This window comes from Desulfovibrio sp. SGI.230 (genome assembly GCF_050313065.1).
Taxonomy (GTDB): Bacteria; Desulfobacterota; Desulfovibrionia; order Desulfovibrionales; family Desulfovibrionaceae; genus Desulfovibrio.
Genome location: NZ_JBNPKS010000007.1, coordinates 37971 through 55319 on the forward strand (window position 1 = coordinate 37971; position 17349 = coordinate 55319).

The 17349-nt window shown below is 64.7% G+C and carries 17 protein-coding genes; 7 read left to right on the top strand and 10 right to left on the bottom strand.

The window, feature by feature from the left end; genetic code table 11:
* Nucleotides 1-20: 20 nt before the first annotated feature.
* The 3 genes from ACQRAG_RS07420 to ACQRAG_RS07430 form a co-directional block, all read right to left on the bottom strand.
* On the bottom strand, nucleotides 21-1355 hold the full coding sequence (locus ACQRAG_RS07420; RefSeq protein ID WP_204625672.1) for a CDP-glycerol glycerophosphotransferase family protein: 1335 nt from the start codon (nucleotides 1353-1355) through the stop codon (nucleotides 21-23).
* Complete coding sequence (locus ACQRAG_RS07425; protein ID WP_168934777.1) at nucleotides 1352-2830, bottom strand: phosphotransferase; 1479 nt, start codon at nucleotides 2828-2830, stop codon at nucleotides 1352-1354. The genes ACQRAG_RS07420 and ACQRAG_RS07425 overlap by 4 nt, the downstream gene beginning before the upstream one ends.
* 283 nt (nucleotides 2831-3113) lie before the next feature.
* Nucleotides 3114-3476 (bottom strand): hypothetical protein, encoded by a 363-nt coding sequence (locus ACQRAG_RS07430; RefSeq protein WP_204625674.1) that lies wholly within the window; start codon nucleotides 3474-3476, stop codon nucleotides 3114-3116.
* Nucleotides 3477-3692: 216 nt separating this feature from the next.
* On the opposite strand from ACQRAG_RS07430, the gene ACQRAG_RS07435 reads away from it, so the two are divergent.
* Entirely contained in the window at nucleotides 3693-4973 is a 1281-nt protein-coding gene (locus ACQRAG_RS07435) for an IMP cyclohydrolase (protein ID WP_278337909.1), read from the top strand.
* Between the two features lie 80 nt (nucleotides 4974-5053).
* Nucleotides 5054-6613, top strand: coding sequence for a cobyrinate a,c-diamide synthase (locus ACQRAG_RS07440; RefSeq protein WP_427803780.1), 1560 nt, complete (start codon nucleotides 5054-5056; stop codon nucleotides 6611-6613).
* Nucleotides 6614-6985: 372 nt separating this feature from the next.
* Here ACQRAG_RS07440 and ACQRAG_RS07445 read toward each other — a convergent pair whose 3' ends face one another.
* The 7 genes from ACQRAG_RS07445 to ACQRAG_RS07475 all read right to left on the bottom strand — a co-directional run bounded on the left by ACQRAG_RS07445 (nucleotide 6986) and on the right by ACQRAG_RS07475 (nucleotide 12834).
* Nucleotides 6986-7564, bottom strand: a complete 579-nt coding sequence (locus ACQRAG_RS07445; RefSeq protein WP_427803779.1) for a nitroreductase family protein — start codon at nucleotides 7562-7564, stop codon at nucleotides 6986-6988.
* A gap of 363 nt (nucleotides 7565-7927) precedes the next feature.
* Complete coding sequence (locus tag ACQRAG_RS07450; protein WP_072336188.1) at nucleotides 7928-8572, bottom strand: redox-sensing transcriptional repressor Rex; 645 nt, start codon at nucleotides 8570-8572, stop codon at nucleotides 7928-7930.
* Nucleotides 8573-8950: 378 nt separating this feature from the next.
* Nucleotides 8951-9274, bottom strand: coding sequence for an ATP synthase F0 subunit C (atpE, locus tag ACQRAG_RS07455; protein WP_006007371.1), 324 nt, complete (start codon nucleotides 9272-9274; stop codon nucleotides 8951-8953).
* Between the two features lie 87 nt (nucleotides 9275-9361).
* On the bottom strand, nucleotides 9362-10066 hold the full coding sequence (gene atpB, locus ACQRAG_RS07460) for a F0F1 ATP synthase subunit A (RefSeq protein WP_040369730.1): 705 nt from the start codon (nucleotides 10064-10066) through the stop codon (nucleotides 9362-9364).
* Between the two features lie 40 nt (nucleotides 10067-10106).
* The gene (locus ACQRAG_RS07465; protein ID WP_239463801.1) at nucleotides 10107-10523 is read right to left on the bottom strand and encodes a hypothetical protein; all 417 of its coding nucleotides are present in this window, start codon (nucleotides 10521-10523) and stop codon (nucleotides 10107-10109) included.
* 11 nt (nucleotides 10524-10534) lie between these two features.
* Entirely contained in the window at nucleotides 10535-11011 is a 477-nt protein-coding gene (locus tag ACQRAG_RS07470) for an AtpZ/AtpI family protein (RefSeq protein WP_168934782.1), read from the bottom strand.
* Nucleotides 11012-11295: 284 nt separating this feature from the next.
* A complete protein-coding gene (locus ACQRAG_RS07475) occupies nucleotides 11296-12834 on the bottom strand; it encodes a class I SAM-dependent RNA methyltransferase (RefSeq protein ID WP_427803778.1) in 1539 nt (512 codons plus the stop codon).
* Nucleotides 12835-13200: 366 nt separating this feature from the next.
* Between ACQRAG_RS07475 and rplU the strand changes: the two genes are divergently transcribed.
* The 5 genes from rplU to proB all read left to right on the top strand — a co-directional run bounded on the left by rplU (nucleotide 13201) and on the right by proB (nucleotide 17325).
* On the top strand, nucleotides 13201-13509 hold the full coding sequence (gene rplU / locus ACQRAG_RS07480; RefSeq protein ID WP_006007380.1) for a 50S ribosomal protein L21: 309 nt from the start codon (nucleotides 13201-13203) through the stop codon (nucleotides 13507-13509).
* 56 nt (nucleotides 13510-13565) lie between these two features.
* Nucleotides 13566-13838 carry a 50S ribosomal protein L27 gene (gene rpmA / locus ACQRAG_RS07485; RefSeq protein WP_040369732.1) on the top strand — a complete coding sequence of 91 codons (273 nt, stop codon included), beginning with the start codon at nucleotides 13566-13568 and terminating at the stop codon, nucleotides 13836-13838.
* Between the two features lie 139 nt (nucleotides 13839-13977).
* A complete protein-coding gene (gene obgE, locus ACQRAG_RS07490) occupies nucleotides 13978-15081 on the top strand; it encodes a GTPase ObgE (RefSeq protein ID WP_204674038.1) in 1104 nt (367 codons plus the stop codon).
* Nucleotides 15082-15161: 80 nt separating this feature from the next.
* Nucleotides 15162-15587, top strand: a complete 426-nt coding sequence (locus ACQRAG_RS07495; RefSeq protein WP_289616301.1) for a hypothetical protein — start codon at nucleotides 15162-15164, stop codon at nucleotides 15585-15587.
* 550 nt (nucleotides 15588-16137) lie between these two features.
* Nucleotides 16138-17325, top strand: a complete 1188-nt coding sequence (gene proB, locus ACQRAG_RS07500) for a glutamate 5-kinase (RefSeq protein WP_168934788.1) — start codon at nucleotides 16138-16140, stop codon at nucleotides 17323-17325.
* The last annotated feature ends 24 nt before the right edge of the window (nucleotides 17326-17349 follow it).

Below are 17349 nucleotides of genomic sequence, written 5' to 3' on the forward strand. Positions count from 1 at the left end.
CATATCCGGCAAGGGCCGTGCTATTTCGTTTTGGTGGCGGCAGCTTCGGCCGCGTGTTCGGCGTCCATGCGGGCCAGGGTGTCCACGGTCCACTGGGCGATGGCTTCACCGCTCCGGCCCCAGCAGGCCACGGATTCCTCGCGGAAGGCGGCGATGGCGGAGGAAGGCGTCTTGAGGGCGCGTTCCACCACGGGCACGATGTTGTTGAAGTCCTCGGGCGAGACCACTTCGCCCAGACGGGCGGCCACGGTGTCTTCCCAGATGACGCCCAGGTCCGCCACCTCGTAGAGTTCGGGGTTGCGCACGGGGATGTCCAGGGTGATGACGGGCTTCTCGTAAAGGAAGGCGAAGTCGAAGCGCACGCAGGACTTGTCCGAGATCATGACGTCGGCCCGGCTCATGGAGGCGGTGGCGTCCATCTCGGTATCGAAGCTGACGTTGGGGTAGTCGCGCAGCATCTCGTGGATGGTGTCCAGCATCTCGGTCTCCACCTTGAGGGACTGGGGATGCGGGCGCAGGATCACGTCATAGCCGGCCTTGGCCAGATCCAGCAGGAAGTTGGGGCCGCAGATGTTGAGGCAGCCCTTGTTGCCCCACGAGGGTGCCACCAGCACCACGGGCGGGGTGCTCCGGCCTTCCTTCTTGCGGGCTTTGGCGGCCAGCTCGTCCAGATAGGGCAGGCCCAGGGAGACGCATTCCTTGGGCGGCAGGCCGCGCAGCTCTTCCACCTTGCGGATGCTGGGCAGCATGAAGTCGCCCACCATCAGGACGGCGTCGTAATGGTCCAGGGAGCCTTTCTGGTACATGGCGATGTCGCCCACGCCGTGGCAGATATGGGCCAGGTTGGTCACGCGGCGCGGACGCGGCATGGGGAAGCCGGGCGTGCCGATGTTGGGCGTGGTGGAGAGCATGATGTCGGCGCGACGACCGGCGGCGCGGGCAAAGGCCGCGGAACCCGTGCCGATGTAGCGCGAGTTCATGAGGTCGTTCTCGATGGTCAGGGCCGGGTCTTCCACATCCATGGTGATGTAGGAGAAGGGCACGCCGCGGCGCAGGAAGGCGTCGATGACGGGCTTGAAGGTGTAATAGTAGCTGCGGCCTTCGGAGAACATGAGGATGCGCTCGTGGTGCAGCTGCTTTTCGGGACGGCGCTCACCCTTGGCCCTGCCCATGATGGCGTAGACGATGTTCTTGACGAAATAGAGCACCGTACCCACCAGGCTGATGGCCAGGTAGACCAGCACGTTGCCCGTGCCGGGGTCGAGGTAGGCGTAGGAGGGCGCGGGGAACAGGGCTTCCAGCACCAGCCAGAGCCCCAGATAGGCGCCCACGGAAATCAGAAAACCGCGCTTCATGCCAGTTGTTCTCCGCGTTGCAGCAGTTTCAGGTTGCGGTCCATTTCCGCGATGCGGCCACGACCGTAGTCGATGCACTCGCGGTAGAAGCCCCACAGGCCCCAGATGTAATCCACGATGATCATGGCCTTGAGCAGGCGGGTGCGGTCCGCGCCGCTGGCTTCGATAAAGGCGTCCAGCAGGGGGCCGGAAAGACGGGTCTCGGTGACGAAGCTGGCGTAGTCCCAGTAGGGCGAGCAGAAGCAGGCGTACTCGAAGTCGATGAGCTTGATGTCGTCGCCCTTGCGCAGGATGTTCTCCAGCACGAAGTCGCGATGGCAGAAGCGCTTCTCGTCGCTGTCCATCTCGCGGGCAAAATCGTAGAACAGGCTGCGCTCATGGTCGGCCAGCAGGTTGACGCCGCTCTGGCGTTCGTAGAGCTTGACCTCGGAAAGCACGGAGAGCACGGCGCTGGGGCCGTACTTTTCGCGGAAGCCTTCGGGCATACGGATGTCATGCAGGCGGCGCATGATGTCCACCACCCCGCGCACCTCGAACCGGTCCAGGGTGTCGTGGTTCAGGATGCGGTAGCCTTCCAGAAAGTCCGTGGTCTTGATGCCGCCCGCGTAAAAGTGGCACTCGGGCGTGATGTCCAGATCCTTCACCATCTCCAGCATGGCCGCTTCCACGCTGCGGTCGATGATCTGGTCGGTGCCCTGGCCGGGGATGCGCAGCACAAGGCCCTTGCCGTCCAGCTGGATGTGATAGGTGTCGTTGGTCAGGCCCTTGAGCTTTTCGGCCATCTGGGTCTCGGAGCACTGGTCGGCCAGTTCGTCGGGCGTCAGCAGGCCCAGGGAAAGGGCGTCGCTCAGGCTGTCGATCTCGCAGAGCAGCATCTTCACCCGCGTGGCGTAGACGGGCACGCGGTCCAGGATGCGGATGACGGAGTCTTCCCAGTAGTCGTCCGGGCCGCTCCTGTCCAGTTCCTCGCGGATGAGGGCCGCGGCCTCCTCGGTCCAGTAGGAGACGCCGGACATGCAGTAGCCCGAGGGCGAATCCTTGCGCACGGAGACCACGCGGTCGTCGGCATCGGTGATCAGTTCCCATTCATGGCCCTGCTGGGTCTGCTGGCAGATGAACTGCGAGACCCCGGGACGCACCAGGGGCACCACCGGACGGCGGATATAGGTGTCACCGTCGATGACCAGGCTGTCGCCCAGGCGGTGGGCCACCAGCTGGAGGGAGGAATAGTTGTTGGCCGTGGCATACTGCGCCGAGATGATGAGCTGGACGCCGTATTTGTCCACAAGATAGTTGAAGCATTCGTGCTTGTAACCGACCACCAGGGCGATGTCGGTGACGCCGTCGGCATGGAGCTGGCGGATGGTACGTTCCACCAGCGGATATCCGCCGATGTTGAGCAGGGGCTTGGGCTTCAGATAGGTGAAGGGGCGCAGACGCGTCCCGAAGCCGGCACAAAGAATGTTGGCACGCATGGGAACCACTCCTGTGCGTTGTGCAGGGATGTGACGGACATCCCCGATGCTGGTGAGGGGGACTGCGCTTGCGCAGGAAAACCTTATCCCCCGGGGTTCGCGATCCCGGATGCCGTATCCGGGGTGCGGAGGTTTCTCACGACACGCAAAAAAAGGCAAGGGCTGTCTGGCGGTTGTCGCCGGACGGGGCAGGCCGGGAGGTGCGGAAGACGGCCCGGCCCATGCTGTACAAGGCGAAGCGTTAGTTTTTTGTGAGCGGGATGCAGCGCGGGAAGGGCCCGGCTCAGTCGTCCTTGCGGGAGGGGGCCGTATCTCCCGGCGCGGGGCGGAACGAAAGGACGCGGCAGCGGTGCGGCGCGGGAGCTTCCGCCTGGCCCTGCATCAGGTCGAAGTCGGGGGCCAGGGGCTGGGCCGCGGGGGCGGGGCCGTCTTCATGCGGCTGGGCCTGCTGTGCCCAATAATAGTTGAACAGCTGGTTCTTGTAGCGTTTGGCCTGGATCATGGAAAAGACCAGGACGGCCTCTTCCCAGCGCTGGGTCGGTTCGAAACGGCTGGCGATGGTGGCGTACTTGCTCCACAGCGACATGAGCGACGCCTCGTCGAGGGCGTCCAGCTGGCGGGCAAGGCGGGTGAGCAGTTTTTCCATGGTTTCCTCCGGCAGAAGCGCGTATATCGCGCCGTCGTTATGGCCCATTTGCGGGCCTGCGTCAAATCCGGCGCCCCTCCGGGCCGGGAAGGCGCCTGCCGGCGGGCCTTCCTCCCCCCCCGGGGGACGCACTGGTGGAGAGGGGCGTTTTGTGCTACACCATTGCCGCGCCGCGAAGCGCTTTCACCTTTTTTGCTAGGCATACCTGGAGGCATCATGACGACCGACCTGAAGGCCATGTACAAGAAAGTCCACAAGGACGCTTTTCCCGAGACCATGACCATTTTGCTGGGTGACGAAAAGCTTGTGTACCACAAGCGCGTCTGGACCCTGGACAACGAGGAAAAAGGTCTGCGCTACGGCGAAAACCCCGACCAGCCCGCTGCCCTGTATGAACTGCGTGAAGGTGGCATCACCTGCGGCGGCCTGCGCTGGCGTGGCCCCGGTCAGGGCATCGTGTCGGCCATGACCGAAGCCCAGATGATCCAGGCCGGCAAGCATCCCGGCAAGACCAACCTCACCGACGTGGACAACGGCGCCAACATCCTGCAGTACCTCAGCGAGCGTCCCGCGGCCATCATCCTCAAGCACAACAACCCCTGCGGCGCTGCCTGGGACGACGGCGGCGTGGCCGCTGCCCTGGACAAGGCCTTCTGGTGCGACCGCATCGCCGCTTTCGGCGGCGCGGTGGTGGTCAACCGTCCCTTCACCCGCGAGGCCGCCGAGATGGTGGCCGCCAGCTACTTCGAAGTGGTGGCCGCTCCTGCCTATGAAGAAGGCGCCGTGGAGATCCTCAAGGGCCGCAAGAACCTGCGCATCATGGAACTGCCCGGCCTGGGCCGCCTGGACGAGCTGACGCAGTCCGCCTTCCTGGACATCAAGAGCCTGGCCGACGGCGGCATCGTGGTGCAGAAATCTTTCGTGAACCGCATCCTCACGGATGCCGACTTCCTGCCCGCCGAAGCCACGGACAAGAACGGCGTCACCGTCACCGCCCGCAAGCCCAACGCCCAGGAAATGGCCGACCTGCGCTTTGCCTGGGCCGTGGAAGCCGGCGTGACCTCCAACTCGGTCATCTTTGCCCGCAACGGCGCCACCGTGGCCATCGGCACCGGTGAACAGGACCGCGTGGGCTGCGTGGAACTGGCCATCCACAAGGCCTATACCAAGTACGCAGATACCCTGGCCTTCCGCGAGCACAACCTCTCCTTCTACGAGCTCAAGCAGAAGGCCGCCACCGACGCCGCCCTCAAGGCCGCTCTGGACGACATCCAGGCCCGTACCCAGGAAGCCCGCGGCGGTCTGCCCGGCACGGTGCTGATCTCCGACGGCTTCTTCCCCTTCCGTGACGGCGTGGACGCCGCCATGGCCCAGGGCGTCACCGCCATCGGCCAGCCCGGCGGCTCCATGCGTGACACCGAAGTCATCGCGGCCTGCAACGAAGCCAGCCCGCAGGTGGCCATGGTCTTCACCGGTCAGCGTTCCTTCAAGCACTAGTCTCCCGCAGGGCACGACACCGGCCGGTGTCGTGCCCTTTTTTCATACCCGCGGCCCTGCCGCCTTCCCGTCAGCCAAGGATGCCCGCCGTGTCTTCCCATCCCCGCACGCCCCGCGCAGGGGCCTCGTCCGCCCGTATCTGCATCTCCGCCCTGTCTGGGGGCGGCGGCAAGACCCTGCTCTCGCTGGGCCTGGCGCGGGCCTTTTCCCGGCAGGGGCTGGCCGTCCAGCCCTTCAAGAAAGGCCCGGACTATATCGACGCGGCCTGGCTCTCTCTGGCGGCCGGACGGCAGGCCAGCAATCTGGACCCCTATTTCCTGTCCCCCGCGCGTCTGCGGGCCCTGTTCCGTCATGTGATGGGACGCAGCGGGGCCCGGCTGGCCCTGCTGGAAGGCAACCGCGGCCTTTTCGACGGCATGGACGTGCGCGGCTCCTGCGCCACGGCCGAACTGGCCCGCACGCTGGACTGCCCGGTGCTGCTCAGTCTGGATTGTACCAAGATGACCCGTACGGCCGCTGCTCTGGTGGCCGGGGTACGGAATTTCGAGCCCGGCCTGCGTCTGGCGGGCGTGGTGCTCAATCAGGTGGCCTCGGCCCGGCATGAAGGCATTTTGCGTGAGGCCATCACCACCTACACGGACGTGCCCGTGCTGGGGGCTATTCCCCGCCTGCGCGAGAACCCCCTGCCGGAACGGCACATGGGGCTCGCCTCGCTGTGCGGTGACGATCTGAGCCCGCAGGCCCAGGAGATATTGGAAAAACTGGCCGATGTGGTGCGCGACCATGTGGATATGGACCGCGTGTTGTCCATCGCCGACGACCTGCCCGCTCTGCCCGAAGAGCCGGATTTCTGGGACGAGGCCGCCTGGGCCGGCGAGGGCGCTGTGGCCTCTTCCGGCGAAGGGCAGCCTGTGGTCTGCTCCGAGGCCCCGGCCCCCGCTGCCGGGGCTGGGACGTCCCCCCGGGCGGATGCCCCGCGCATCGGCTATGTGCGCGACCGGGCCCTGTGGTTCTATTATGAGGAGAACCTCGAAGCCCTGCGCCGGGCCGGTGCGGAGCTGGTACGCCTTTCCCTGCTGGATGACGCGGCGTGGCCGGAGCTGGACGGCCTGTATCTGGGCGGCGGTTTCCCCGAAGACTGGGCCCGGGAGCTGTCCGCTTCGCCGCATCTGGCCCGGCTGGGTACACTGGCCGCCAAGGGCTTGCCCATCTACGCCGAATGCGGCGGCTTCATGGTCCTGGCTTCGGCTCTGGAGCGCGACGGACAGCGCTGGCCCATGAGCGGCATCTTTCCCGTGGAGACCCGCTTCTGCCCCAAGCCGCAGGGCCTGGGCTATGTGCGGGCCGACGTGGTGTTGCCCAATCCCTATTTCCCCCAGGGCTCTGTCCTGCGCGGACATGAGTTCCACTACTCCCTCTGCCACGAGCCTGCCGCCGTCAGCGGCCGTCTGGATCATGCCCTGCGCCTGCGCAAGGGCACGGGCATGGGCCGCGATGCCGAGGGCCACGGCCGGGATGGTCTAGTGAGCGGCCGGGTCTGGGCCGCCTATTGTCATATCTTTGCCCCGGCAGTGCCCGGATGGGCCCCCCGTTTCGTGGAGCTGGCCCGTTGCTACCGCCAGGAACGGACTGGGGGATAGAAAAGGTTTTTATGAGGGGGGAGAGGGACACCTTTTTGGAAAAAGGTTCTCCCTCTCCCCCCTCATGCTCCCCCCTTTCCCTTCCAAAAACTTTTATCAGGAGGCGTCGCAGGATATGGCGGGCCTGCTGACAGGGCTGCGGCGGGTACGATCAACGGATAGCGGCCTGTCTGGTGTTGATGAGATGGAAAAGGCAGCGTTCCCGGAATATTGGCTCCGGGAACGCTGCCTTTTTTGCTGTGGGGGAACGGAGGATGCGGGAAGGGAGCGGTGACCGGAGGCAGCCCGAAGGGCCTGCCCATGGTTGATGCAGGCGTCTTGCGGGGCCCGGCAGCAGAGATATGGGGCTCCCCCAGTGTGTCTTGTGCGTTCCTAAAAACGGTTCAGGATGAGCTTGTCCAGGGCCAGCTTGGGCACATAGTGCACCTGCTCGGCGTCACGCCAGTAGCCCAGGGCGCCGCTTTCGGGTACGTCGGCCACGCGGCGCACTTCCTTGGCCACGCCAAGGCCCAGGACCAGCGTGGGGCGCAGCTCGTCGGGAAGCTGGACCAGCTCGCTCACGCCGCTATGGTCGAACGAGGCGATCATGCAGCAGCCCCACTCACGGCTGGAGGCCGCCAGCTGGATGGTCTGGGCCGCGATGCCGGTATCCAGCCAGACCAGGTCGCCCGCGTTCTTGGGCATGCTCATGACGATGAAGCCCGTGGGGCGCTCACCGGGGAAGGGCCCACCCCAGTCCTTGAGGGCCGCCGCCCATTTGGTCATGCCGAACAGACGCTGGCAGGTTTCGCCGGGGCCCACGAGGCTGTAACGCAGTTGCTGGGCGTTACGGGCGCAGGGGGTCAGGCGGGCGCAGTCCACCAGCCATTCCAGATCCGCCATCTGCAGCGGACGCTCTTCTTCGAAACGGCGGCAGGTACGGGCCGCCAGTGCCAGTTGCTTGAAATCCATATGGGCTCCGCAGGTGAGAAGGGATCGCCGGGATCGCCCGGCGGGGAGGAGAAAAAAATAGCACCTGCCGGAGCACGCGTCTACCGTGGGCAGAGCGGCTGCGGCGAAGCGGAAGGCATGGTCGGGATGCGATGTGGCGGCACGGCCGGGAAATGCTGGCGGGCAGGACGAACAGACCGGCAGTCACGCACACGGGGCCGCGGAAGTCGCCTGCGCAGGGCCGTAGGGGAGCCATCGTGCCGTCCGCGCTCTCGGGCACGGCGCCATGCAGAGGCCTGGGCGTATGGGCTGCTGCGGGCGGTCAAAGACAAGAAAGGGGAGACGCCTGTGGGCGTCCCCCCTGAAAAATCATGGCGGCCTGGCCTAGCGGTGCTGGCTCGTGTGATCGAAGGCCAGGGCGTAGAGATGGTGGAAAAAGTCCACATACTCCACATGCACATGGTCCGGGGTCTTGATGCGCGCCGGGGCAAAATTGAGGATGGAGGTGATGCCCGCATCCATCAGGTGCTGGGCCGCACGCTGGGCGCGTTCGGGCGGCGTGGTGATGATGCCGATCTCGATGTTCTGCTCGGCCACCATGGCCTTGAGGTCCTTGGTGCAATGGACTTCCAGACCGTGGACGATCTCACCGATCTTGAAGGGGTCGCAGTCGAAGATGCCCACGATGTTGAAGCCGCGGGCGCGGAATTCACCGTGGTTCAGGATGGCTTTGCCCAGGTTGCCGACGCCCACGAGCGCCATGCGCCATTCGCGGTCGACCCCCAGGGAGGAGGTGATGGCCGCAATCAGGGAGGTTATGTGATAGCCCACGCCGCGGATGCCGAATTCGCCGAAGTAAGCCAGGTCCTTGCGAACCTGGGAGCCGTTGACCCCGCAGGCTTCGGCCAGGGGGTTGGAGGAGATGACTTCAACGCCGTCGCGCGCAAAATTTTCCAGCACCTGCACATAGGTGGCCAGGCGCTGGATCGTGGCGCGGGGGATGTGTTTGCTTTTGGGTTCCGTGGGCATAATCAATACCTGCTCAAGCTTGTGATGCTTTTGTGAAATTTAGTCTTTTCAATTTACTGGAAAAAAAAAGAATCCGCAAGCACCGGAAATACAACCTTTATTCCTTGCATGCCCGGGCTGGCGAAATGATATGCCAATATAATCAGTCTGCTGGCGGTGTGAATGGGGGAAAAGGAAAAAAGTTGGATTTTAGAAAATATTTTTAAAAGTTTAGGGATGTCCTTTCAGCACCCGGGGTTGAGGCCGGTCCGCAGGAAAAAAGACATTTTGTTACATTATGAAATAATTCCGTGAAGGGGCGAACAACCACGGCCTGCGCAGGACCAAAAAAAAGGGGGGACCGAAGTCCCCCCGTTGCAGCATTACTGCCTGGACGGCCTACGCATAGGGGTTGGCGTACAGCAGGATGAAGCTGATAACCAGGGCGTAAATGGCCAGGGATTCGATGAAGGCGAAGGCCAGGATCATGGTACCGGTCACTTTGCCGCTCACGTCAGGGTTGCGGGCGATACCTTCGCAGGCGCCCTTCAGGCCCAGACCCATACCGATACCGCAACCGAAAGCGGCGATGCCGATGCCGAGAGCGGCGGCCAGGCAGGTGTAACCCAGGGAAGCGGAATCAAGCTGGTTGGCGGCGAAAGCCATGGAAGCCATACCCAGCAGGGCCACGGTGTTCAGGGCGATCATCAGAAGTTTGCGCATGTGACACTCCTTCAACAGTTTGTATAAGTTGGGTCGTTTCCGACCATTCCCCACATATTCGGGGCTGCCGCAAGGGCAGCGGGCTGATTAATGTTCCGGGGCCTCGATGGCGCCCTTGATGTAGAACATGGTCAGCATGAAGAACACAAAGGCCTGCATGGTCTTGCCCAGCAGGAACAGGGCGTAGATCGGGATGGTGCCCAGGATGGGAGCCATGATGAAGAAGAGCACCATAACGATTTCTTCACCGCGGATGTTACCGAAAAGACGGAGAGACAGAGAGACGGGACGCGACAGGTGCGACACGATCTCCAGGGGGAACATCAGCGGGATGAGGAACTTGGAGGGCCCGGTGAAGTGGTGCACGTAGTGCGCCTTCCAGCGGATGATGCCCAGGGCGTTGTAGAACACGAGCACGAACAGGGCCATGCTCACGGTGGTGTTCAGGTTGGCCGTGGGGGCGTCGAAGCCGGGGATCAGGCCCAGCAGGTTCATGCCGAAAATGTAGATGAACATACCGGCCAGCAGCGGCACGAAACGGCGGCCGGCCTCGCCCATCGTGTTGCAGATGAAGTTCTCGATGGTGTCGATGAGAGCTTCAAAGAAGTTCTGCATGCCTCCGGGCACCAGGGTCAGGCGACGGCGCACGAGATAGGCCACCACGAAGAGCACGGCCATACAGACCCAGGAGTAGAAGACATGTTTGAATTCCACCACCTGTCCGCCGATCGTGATCTGGTCCATGTTGCAGAACGTGGAGAGTAATACCGGATGCGGCAAACCACCAGCCATGAGACATGCCTCCTGCTCGGTTAAGGTGAAAAATCCGGCGCTAGCGCTTTCCGGCCGCGCGGCTTGCCCACGCGTAGGTAATGAGCGCCAATGCCGTGGCGGCGGCCAACCCTCCCAGCAGGGCCGTCAGCGGCGCCCCGCACACTGCAAGGGCCACATAGGTCACCACGGCCAGTACGGCCAGTCTGCCTCCCCAGCGCAAGAGCACCACGCGCAGGAACGCCGTACTGTATTCACCAAGGGGCTGCCGCAAGAAAAAGCGGGCCAATCCCCAAAAAGTCCAAGTAATCATTGCCGCGCCCACGCCAAACCAGAACAGGCCGGGCATGTGCGCATAACCGACGCCGCCCATCCCAAGGCAAATGCCGGTAAACAAAATCAAATTCCGCACCAGCGGCAGAATGACCGGATGACTTATACCCCGACGCCAGAGCCAGTTGTCAATATCTTTCAGCAAGGGTCCCAACATTATCCGTCATTGCGGTCGTGACCGCCGGTCTTCGTGCCTTCGCCCTCGGGGGCTTCCGGGCTGGTCGTGCCGGTGCGCAGCTGCGCCGTGGGGGCCCTGCCGCCGGTTTCCCGGCTGACGGCGGCGGTTTCCGCCGCACAGGCCCGGGCGATGCTGTCCGGGACGACCGTTTTTTTCTTCACCGTGACGCGCTCCGGCCTGTCGGCCAGGGCTTCGGCACGTTTTTGTTCTTCTTCGCGGGACATCTTGCGCAGCAGGCGCTGGGTATCCTCATAGACGTTCATGAAACCGGCGATGATCCCGATGACCAGGAAGACCAGCTTCAGCCAGGGACCCGTCTCCAGCCAGGCGTCGAGTCCGTAGCCTATGGCGAAACCCACCAGCGGGCCGCTCACCATATGCATGCCGATGGTGCCCGTGGTGGCAAGGGATTCCATGCCCTTGCTCTGCTGTTTGAAAATGTCCTTCAGTGACACGTTTTCTCCTGCCTTCGGCTGTGATGACGGGCGGGTGAGGATCGCAAAATCCTTTGGACCCCCTGAAGCCGTGTCAATGTACAAATTATCACAATGGCATCGCTGCGTCAATGCAATTTGTGGATTTGCACCGGCTCCCCGTCCGGAAGACCTTGTGAAGTGTTGCGCTATCTTATTGAAAAATAAATTGTTTTTTAACTATCTGACATATTTTATAAAAAGGATCGAAAACCCCGGAAGCGTCAAAAATCCGTACCGTGCGACACCGGCAAAAGGGGGCCGTCTCAGGCGCGACGCTGCCAGCAGCTCACGCTTTCCACATGCGGGCTGTGGGGGAAGAGGTCCAGGGGCGTCACCTGCACCAGCTCATAATCGGCGGACAGCATCCGGGCATCGCGGGCCAGGGTGGCCGGGTTGCACGAGATGTAGACCAGACGCTCCGGAGCCAGATGGAGCAGGGCCTCCAGGGCTTCCGGGGCCACACCGCCGCGCGGCGGGTCCAGCAGGGCATGATCCCAGTGCCCGGGGCCGTGCTTGCGGGCCAGGGCCGTCAGCAGGCGGGCGGCGTCCCCGGCCTCGTAGCGGCAATGGCCGAAGCCGAAACGGCGGGCATTGCGCTCCGCCAGGAGCACGGCGCGGCGGTCGTATTCCATGCCCAGCACCTCGTCGAAATGTCCCGCGGCCAGCAGGCCAGGAGCCCCCGCACCGCAATAGACATCCAGCAGACGGCGGGGCGTCACGCCCGCCTGGGGGGAGAGGAGCAGATCCACGGCCGTGGCGGCCAGCAATTCGGCGGCCCGGCTGTTGACCTGGAAAAAGGATGCGGGATCGATACCGAACCAGCGGCCGCCCAGGGGCAGATACAGCGGCGCTCCGTCGTCCGGCAGGGCCTCGCCCCGGCGGTCGAGGCAGAGCACGCGCGTCTCTCCGGCCACCAGAGCGTCAGGGGTGGCACGTTCCTCATGGACGAAGGCCTGGATGTGCGGGAAGGCGTCCAGCAGTTCCCGGCCCATGCGGGCCACGGTACGGCGCTGTTCCGCCGTGCCCGGGCTGGTGACGCAGGTGAGCCACCAGCGGCGTCCCGGAGCATCGTCCGCGGCGGCCTGTGCCGGAGCGGGATCGGGCCAGCCGTAGCGCACCACCAGGAAGCGCCAGAAACCGCAGTCTTCCGTAGCCGGACGTTCCCGCCGGGGGCGGCGCCCGCGATTCTTTTCCGTCCGGGGCCGCAGACGGCCTTCCTCGGCGGCGCTGCGCGGCGGCACATAGGCGGGCAGGCCGCTGCGGGCGGCCAGGTCGGCGCAGGCCCTGACCAGCTCCAGCCCCTCGCCGGGCGGCAGGGCGCAGCCGGGCACCGGCAGCACCCGCAGGCCGCCGCGTCGGCGCAGGCCCAGGCACAGGCCGCTGCCGTCGGCAGGGCCGAAGGCGAATTCCATCTTGTTGCGGAAGGCCCGCTGTTCCGGGGAGCCCAGAGCGGGCCGCAGGGGCAGGGCCGCATCACGGCCCAGACCGCCGATGCGCTCCAGGGCATCGCGCACCAGCTGGCCTTTCCAGCGTAGCTGGGCCGCATAGGGCAGGCGCTGCCAGGGACAGCCGCCGCAATCCTCGCCGTGGGGACAGATGTCCTCCGCCAGGGCCACGTCCTCCAGCACCGCCGTACGCTGGGCCTCCCAGAAGCGTTTCTGGCGGCGGATGATGCGGGCCCGTACCGTCTGGCCGGGCAGGGAGCCCGCGACGAAAATGACAGGCCCGCCGTCCTCGGGGCGGTGCAGGCCGCGGCCGTCGTGGCTCAGGGCGTCGATACGGCAAACGATCTCATCGGTCATGGCGGAACAGGGGGTTGGAGTGGCGGGGAACAGGCCGGAGAGGCCTGCGGCACGATGATCTTTCTTGTAGCGGCTTTGCCCCGGGCTGGCAATGCGCGGCAGGGCGGAGCAAAGGGGGACAGCCGTCCCCCTGCGGCGGGAAAAGCGCGTCCGGCGCGGAAAAAAAGCGGCGGAAGGCAAAAAAGCATTGCCTCCCGGCGCTTCCTGTGCTATGCAACGCAACTGGCCTACGCCTCTGTCTGGCCCCGACTACCGCGCGTCCCACCACAGGATGCGTAGCCTGTGGCGCGGCCAAGAACAAAAATCACTTGACTTTTCTTGTAGCATGAGGCAAACAGGCCTCTCTCTTTTCGGAGGTTTAAGAGCATGTACGCTATTATTGAAACGGGCGGCAAACAGTACCGCGTCGAAGAAGGTTCCAAGATCGTTGTGGAAAAGCTCGCTGGCGAAGCCGGCAGCGAAATCAAGCTGGACAAGGTGCTGATGCTTGGCGGCGCCGACGTGAAAGTGGGCGCTCCCTATGTGGAAAACGCTGCCGTGACCGCCGAAGTGGTGGAACAGGGCCGCGGCGCCAAGGTCATGGTGTTCAAGCGCTGGCGTCGTAACGACTCGCGCAAGCTGCGCGGTCATCGTCAGGACTGCACCACCATCCGCGTCAAAAGCATTAACGGCTAGCTTGACGGCGTGTCCCTGCGGGGACGCACGGCAATCTGCCTTGTAAGGAGTATACCATGGCTCATAAGAAAGCAGGCGGCTCTTCGCGTAACGGCCGCGACAGTGCGGGCCAAAGACGCGGCGTGAAGCGCTTTGGCGGCCAGAACGTGCTGGCTGGCAACATCATCGTGCGTCAGCTCGGCACCAAGATCTATCCCGGCACCAACGTGGGCATGGGCAGGGACTACACCCTGTTCGCCAAGGTTGACGGCGTGGTGCGTTTTGAAAAGTACATCCGCAAGCGTCGCGTGCTCACCCGCGTGCATGTGGAAGCCCCCGTTGCCGAATAACGGCGCGGCAAGGCGTGATTTTTGAAGGGAAGAGGCCGCAGGGCTTCTTCCCTTTTTTGCTTTTTTCAGGCCCCTGCGGCCTGCGGTACGCCCGCAAGGCGTCCCGAAGATCAGGGTGGTGACACCCGGGAGATTTTTCATGCGTTTTGTGGACGAAGCTACTATCCAGGTCCGGGCCGGCAAGGGCGGCCACGGCTGCGTGTCTTTCCGGCGTGAAAAGTTCGTGCCCCGCGGCGGGCCGGACGGCGGTGACGGCGGCAAGGGCGGTTCCGTCATCCTCAAGGCGGACAGCCGCCTGCTTTCCCTTTATGACTTCCGCCTCAAGCGCCAGTACGAGGCCCGCAACGGCCAGCCCGGCATGGGCAGCCAGTGCAACGGCCGCAAGGGCGATGACCTCATCTTGGGCCTGCCCGTGGGCACCCTGGTCTATGCCCGCGACGAGATGGGCGAGGAATACCTGCTGGCCGACCTGCGCGAGCCCGACATGGAAGTGGTGGCCGCCCAGGGCGGTCGCGGCGGCATGGGCAACGAGCATTTCAAGACGTCCACCATGCGCGCCCCGCGTTTCGCCCAGCCCGGCGAGCCCGGCGAGGAACGCGAACTGCGCCTGGAACTGAAGATCCTGGCCGACGCCGGCCTGCTGGGCCTGCCCAATGCGGGCAAGTCCACCTTCATCTCGCAGGTCTCGGCGGCGCGGCCCAAGATCGCGGCTTATCCCTTCACCACGCTGACCCCCAATCTGGGCGTCATGATCGACGAATACGATCCTGACCGCCGCATGGTCATCGCCGACATCCCCGGCCTCATCGAGGGCGCCCACGAAGGCCAGGGCCTGGGCCACCGCTTCCTCAAGCATGTGGAGCGCACCCGCTTCCTGGTGCACATCCTCAGCATCGAGGACGTGAGCGACGACAATCCCTGGGCCGGTTTCGAGCTCATCAACGAGGAGCTGCGCCGCTTCGACCCCGAACTGGCCGAACGTCGCCAGATCGAGGTGGTCAACAAGATCGACCTGGTGGACGAGGAGCGTCTGGAAGAGCTGCGGGCCCGCGCCCGCGCCGACGGCCGCGAGGTCTTCTTCATCTCGGCCCGTGACGGCATCGGCATCGAGGATCTGGTGGCCGCGCTCTGGAAGCTGCGCGATGAAGTGCAGGTGCACGAGCCCCTGCACCACTTCGTGGAAGCCGAGAACGTGGACGAAGAGGAATTCGAGGACATCGAAGTCATCTACACCCGCGAGTGATGCGTGCGGGGCAGGGATGCGGGACCGCCGCTTGGCAGGCCGCGTTCCTGCCCCGTTTTTCGTCACTCAGGAGGAGAAGCATGAAACATATCCTTCTGTCCTGCCTCCTGCTGCTGGCCCTGTGCGCCACCGCTCTGGCCGCCCCTGTGGAGAAGCAGACCTTCCGCGTGGTCGCCCCCGAGGGCTGGACCGTGACCGCCGTGCCGGACGTGAGCGAAGGCGTGGTGCTGGTGGCCCCGGACAAATCCGTGAGCGTCACCATCGTCACTGCCGCCAGCGGGACCATGACGCCGGAACAGCTGGCGGCCGATTACGAGCAGAAGCTGCACGCCGCCCGTGTGGCGCAAAACGGCAACTATTACGGCCTCAAGGGCATGGCGGGCGATCTGCCGCTGGAGGTCTGCCTCTGGACCTTCGACGGCATGCACGGCGTGGCCAGCATCGTGGGCCGTACCGGCCATCCCGCCCTGCAGGGCATCGTGGACTCGCTGGAGTTCTACAAGTAGTCCCGTACCCCCAGTGTTTTTATGAGGGCGGGGGGACTTTGTTCTGCTGTCGCTGCCCGTAACGTCGTACGGTAACGGGCACGGCCCTCCGGGCCGCCTTTCGGCCGCTCTGCAGAAAAGTCCCTCCGCCTTCATGCCTTCTCAGCCCTTCAAAAATGTTGTCCGAATCCCTGTGAGGAAGACGGGAAACGGCAGGGCCCCCGGCCTTCTGTCTTCCGTGCTGCCTTCAGCAGCCATCGAACAGGGGGATGCATAGCTCCTGTGCTCCCCTGTGCCGGGAAAAGTCTCGCAGGCTGCCGGATGGGATGCTTCCGAAGGACATGCGCCGCTAAGGGCATAGGAAGGCCTCCCTCGCGCGCCGGCAAATGGCGGCCCCTCCGGGGCAGCGCCCGCTGGAGGCAGGACACTGCGGATACCGGCAGCCGCTATAGGTGCCTTCTTCGCTGGCGCGGCCGCAGGGTGCTGGCTGTTTGTCGTGCTTTGGGCTATGGTCAGGCGGCGTCCGCCGGAGGCGGACAGGAATTTTTTAGAGCCCTTGTTAGGAGCGATCATGGAAAGACAGGCCGATTGGCGACAGGAAAAAGCACAGGCGCTGGCCCGTGCCCGTGTGGTGGTCATCAAGGTGGGCAGTGCGGTATTGACCGATGCCCAGGGGCTGAGCACGCCCGTGCTGGAAAGCCTGGCCCGTCAGATGGCCGCCCTGCGCACCGCGCCGGACGGGCATGAGCGCCGTCTGGTGCTGGTCTCTTCCGGGGCCGTGGCGGCCGGTCGCGCCGTCCTGCGCGCCCACGGCCACAGCGGCGAGACCTCCGGCCTGTCCGCCCGTCAGGCGGCTGCCGCCGTGGGACAGGGGCAGCTCATGCGCGCCTGGGACGAAGTCTTCCGCGCCTATGATTTCCCCACCTCGCAGGTGCTGCTCACCCGTGACGACCTGCGCGCCCGCCAGCGTTTCCTCAATGCCCGCAACACCTTCGCCGAGCTCATGGACTGGGGCGTGCTGCCCATCGTCAACGAAAACGACACGGTCTCGGTCAGCGAGCTGAAATTCGGCGACAACGACTGTCTGGCCAGCCTGCTGGTCAACCTCATCGGCGCCGACCTCTACATCAACCTGACCTCGGCCCCGGGCGTCTACGCGGCCAATCCGCAGGAAGTGCCCGACGCGGGCATCCTGGAATGCGTGGAGGACGTGGCGGGCCTCGATCTGGGCCGCATGTGCGGCGGCAAGACCAGCGTGGGCACCGGCGGCATGTACTCCAAGCTGCAGGCCGCGCGCCGCGCCGCCCAGCTGGGCGTGCCCACCCTCATCCTGCCCGGTCGCGAAGCGGACGTGCTGGCGCGCGCCTTTGCCGGTGAGGCCGTGGGCACCTGGGTCCGTCCCGAGGAACACGCCATCCCGCGGCGCAAGTTCTGGCTGGCCTACCAGTCCGATCCGGCGGGCACGGTGCTGGTGGATGCCGGTGCGGCCGAGGCCCTGCTCAGCAAGGGCAGCAGCCTGCTGCCCGGCGGTGTGCGTCAGGTGCTGGGCAATTTCCAGAAGGGCGCGCTGGTGCGTGTGGCCCGTCTGGGCGAAAGCGACAGCCACGCCAGTCTGGGCGTGGGCCTGTCTAATTACAGTGCGGCGGATTTGCGCAAGATCATGGGCCTGCGTCGTCATGAGGTGGCCGCCATCCTGGGCGATGCCCACTATCCCGAGGTCATCCATCGCGACAACCTGCTCATGGATGCCGCCATCTAGGCAGCGGCGTTTGCCGGGCGGCAG

Excerpts from the sequence above, each read along its gene's own strand:
- ACQRAG_RS07420 (WP_204625672.1), bottom strand. The coding sequence starts at position 1,355 with ATGAAGCGCGGTTTTCTGATTTCCGTGGGCGCCTATCTGGGGCTCTGG.
- ACQRAG_RS07425 (WP_168934777.1), bottom strand. The coding sequence starts at position 2,830 with ATGCGTGCCAACATTCTTTGTGCCGGCTTCGGGACGCGTCTGCGCCCC.
- ACQRAG_RS07430 (WP_204625674.1), bottom strand. The coding sequence starts at position 3,476 with ATGGAAAAACTGCTCACCCGCCTTGCCCGCCAGCTGGACGCCCTCGAC.
- ACQRAG_RS07435 (WP_278337909.1), top strand. The coding sequence starts at position 3,693 with ATGACGACCGACCTGAAGGCCATGTACAAGAAAGTCCACAAGGACGCT.
- ACQRAG_RS07440 (WP_427803780.1), top strand. The coding sequence starts at position 5,054 with ATGCCCGCCGTGTCTTCCCATCCCCGCACGCCCCGCGCAGGGGCCTCG.
- ACQRAG_RS07445 (WP_427803779.1), bottom strand. The coding sequence starts at position 7,564 with ATGGATTTCAAGCAACTGGCACTGGCGGCCCGTACCTGCCGCCGTTTC.
- ACQRAG_RS07450 (WP_072336188.1), bottom strand. The coding sequence starts at position 8,572 with ATGCCCACGGAACCCAAAAGCAAACACATCCCCCGCGCCACGATCCAG.
- atpE (WP_006007371.1), bottom strand. The coding sequence starts at position 9,274 with ATGCGCAAACTTCTGATGATCGCCCTGAACACCGTGGCCCTGCTGGGT.
- atpB (WP_040369730.1), bottom strand. The coding sequence starts at position 10,066 with ATGGCTGGTGGTTTGCCGCATCCGGTATTACTCTCCACGTTCTGCAAC.
- ACQRAG_RS07475 (WP_427803778.1), bottom strand. The coding sequence starts at position 12,834 with ATGACCGATGAGATCGTTTGCCGTATCGACGCCCTGAGCCACGACGGC.
- rplU (WP_006007380.1), top strand. The coding sequence starts at position 13,201 with ATGTACGCTATTATTGAAACGGGCGGCAAACAGTACCGCGTCGAAGAA.
- rpmA (WP_040369732.1), top strand. The coding sequence starts at position 13,566 with ATGGCTCATAAGAAAGCAGGCGGCTCTTCGCGTAACGGCCGCGACAGT.
- obgE (WP_204674038.1), top strand. The coding sequence starts at position 13,978 with ATGCGTTTTGTGGACGAAGCTACTATCCAGGTCCGGGCCGGCAAGGGC.
- ACQRAG_RS07495 (WP_289616301.1), top strand. The coding sequence starts at position 15,162 with ATGAAACATATCCTTCTGTCCTGCCTCCTGCTGCTGGCCCTGTGCGCC.
- proB (WP_168934788.1), top strand. The coding sequence starts at position 16,138 with ATGGAAAGACAGGCCGATTGGCGACAGGAAAAAGCACAGGCGCTGGCC.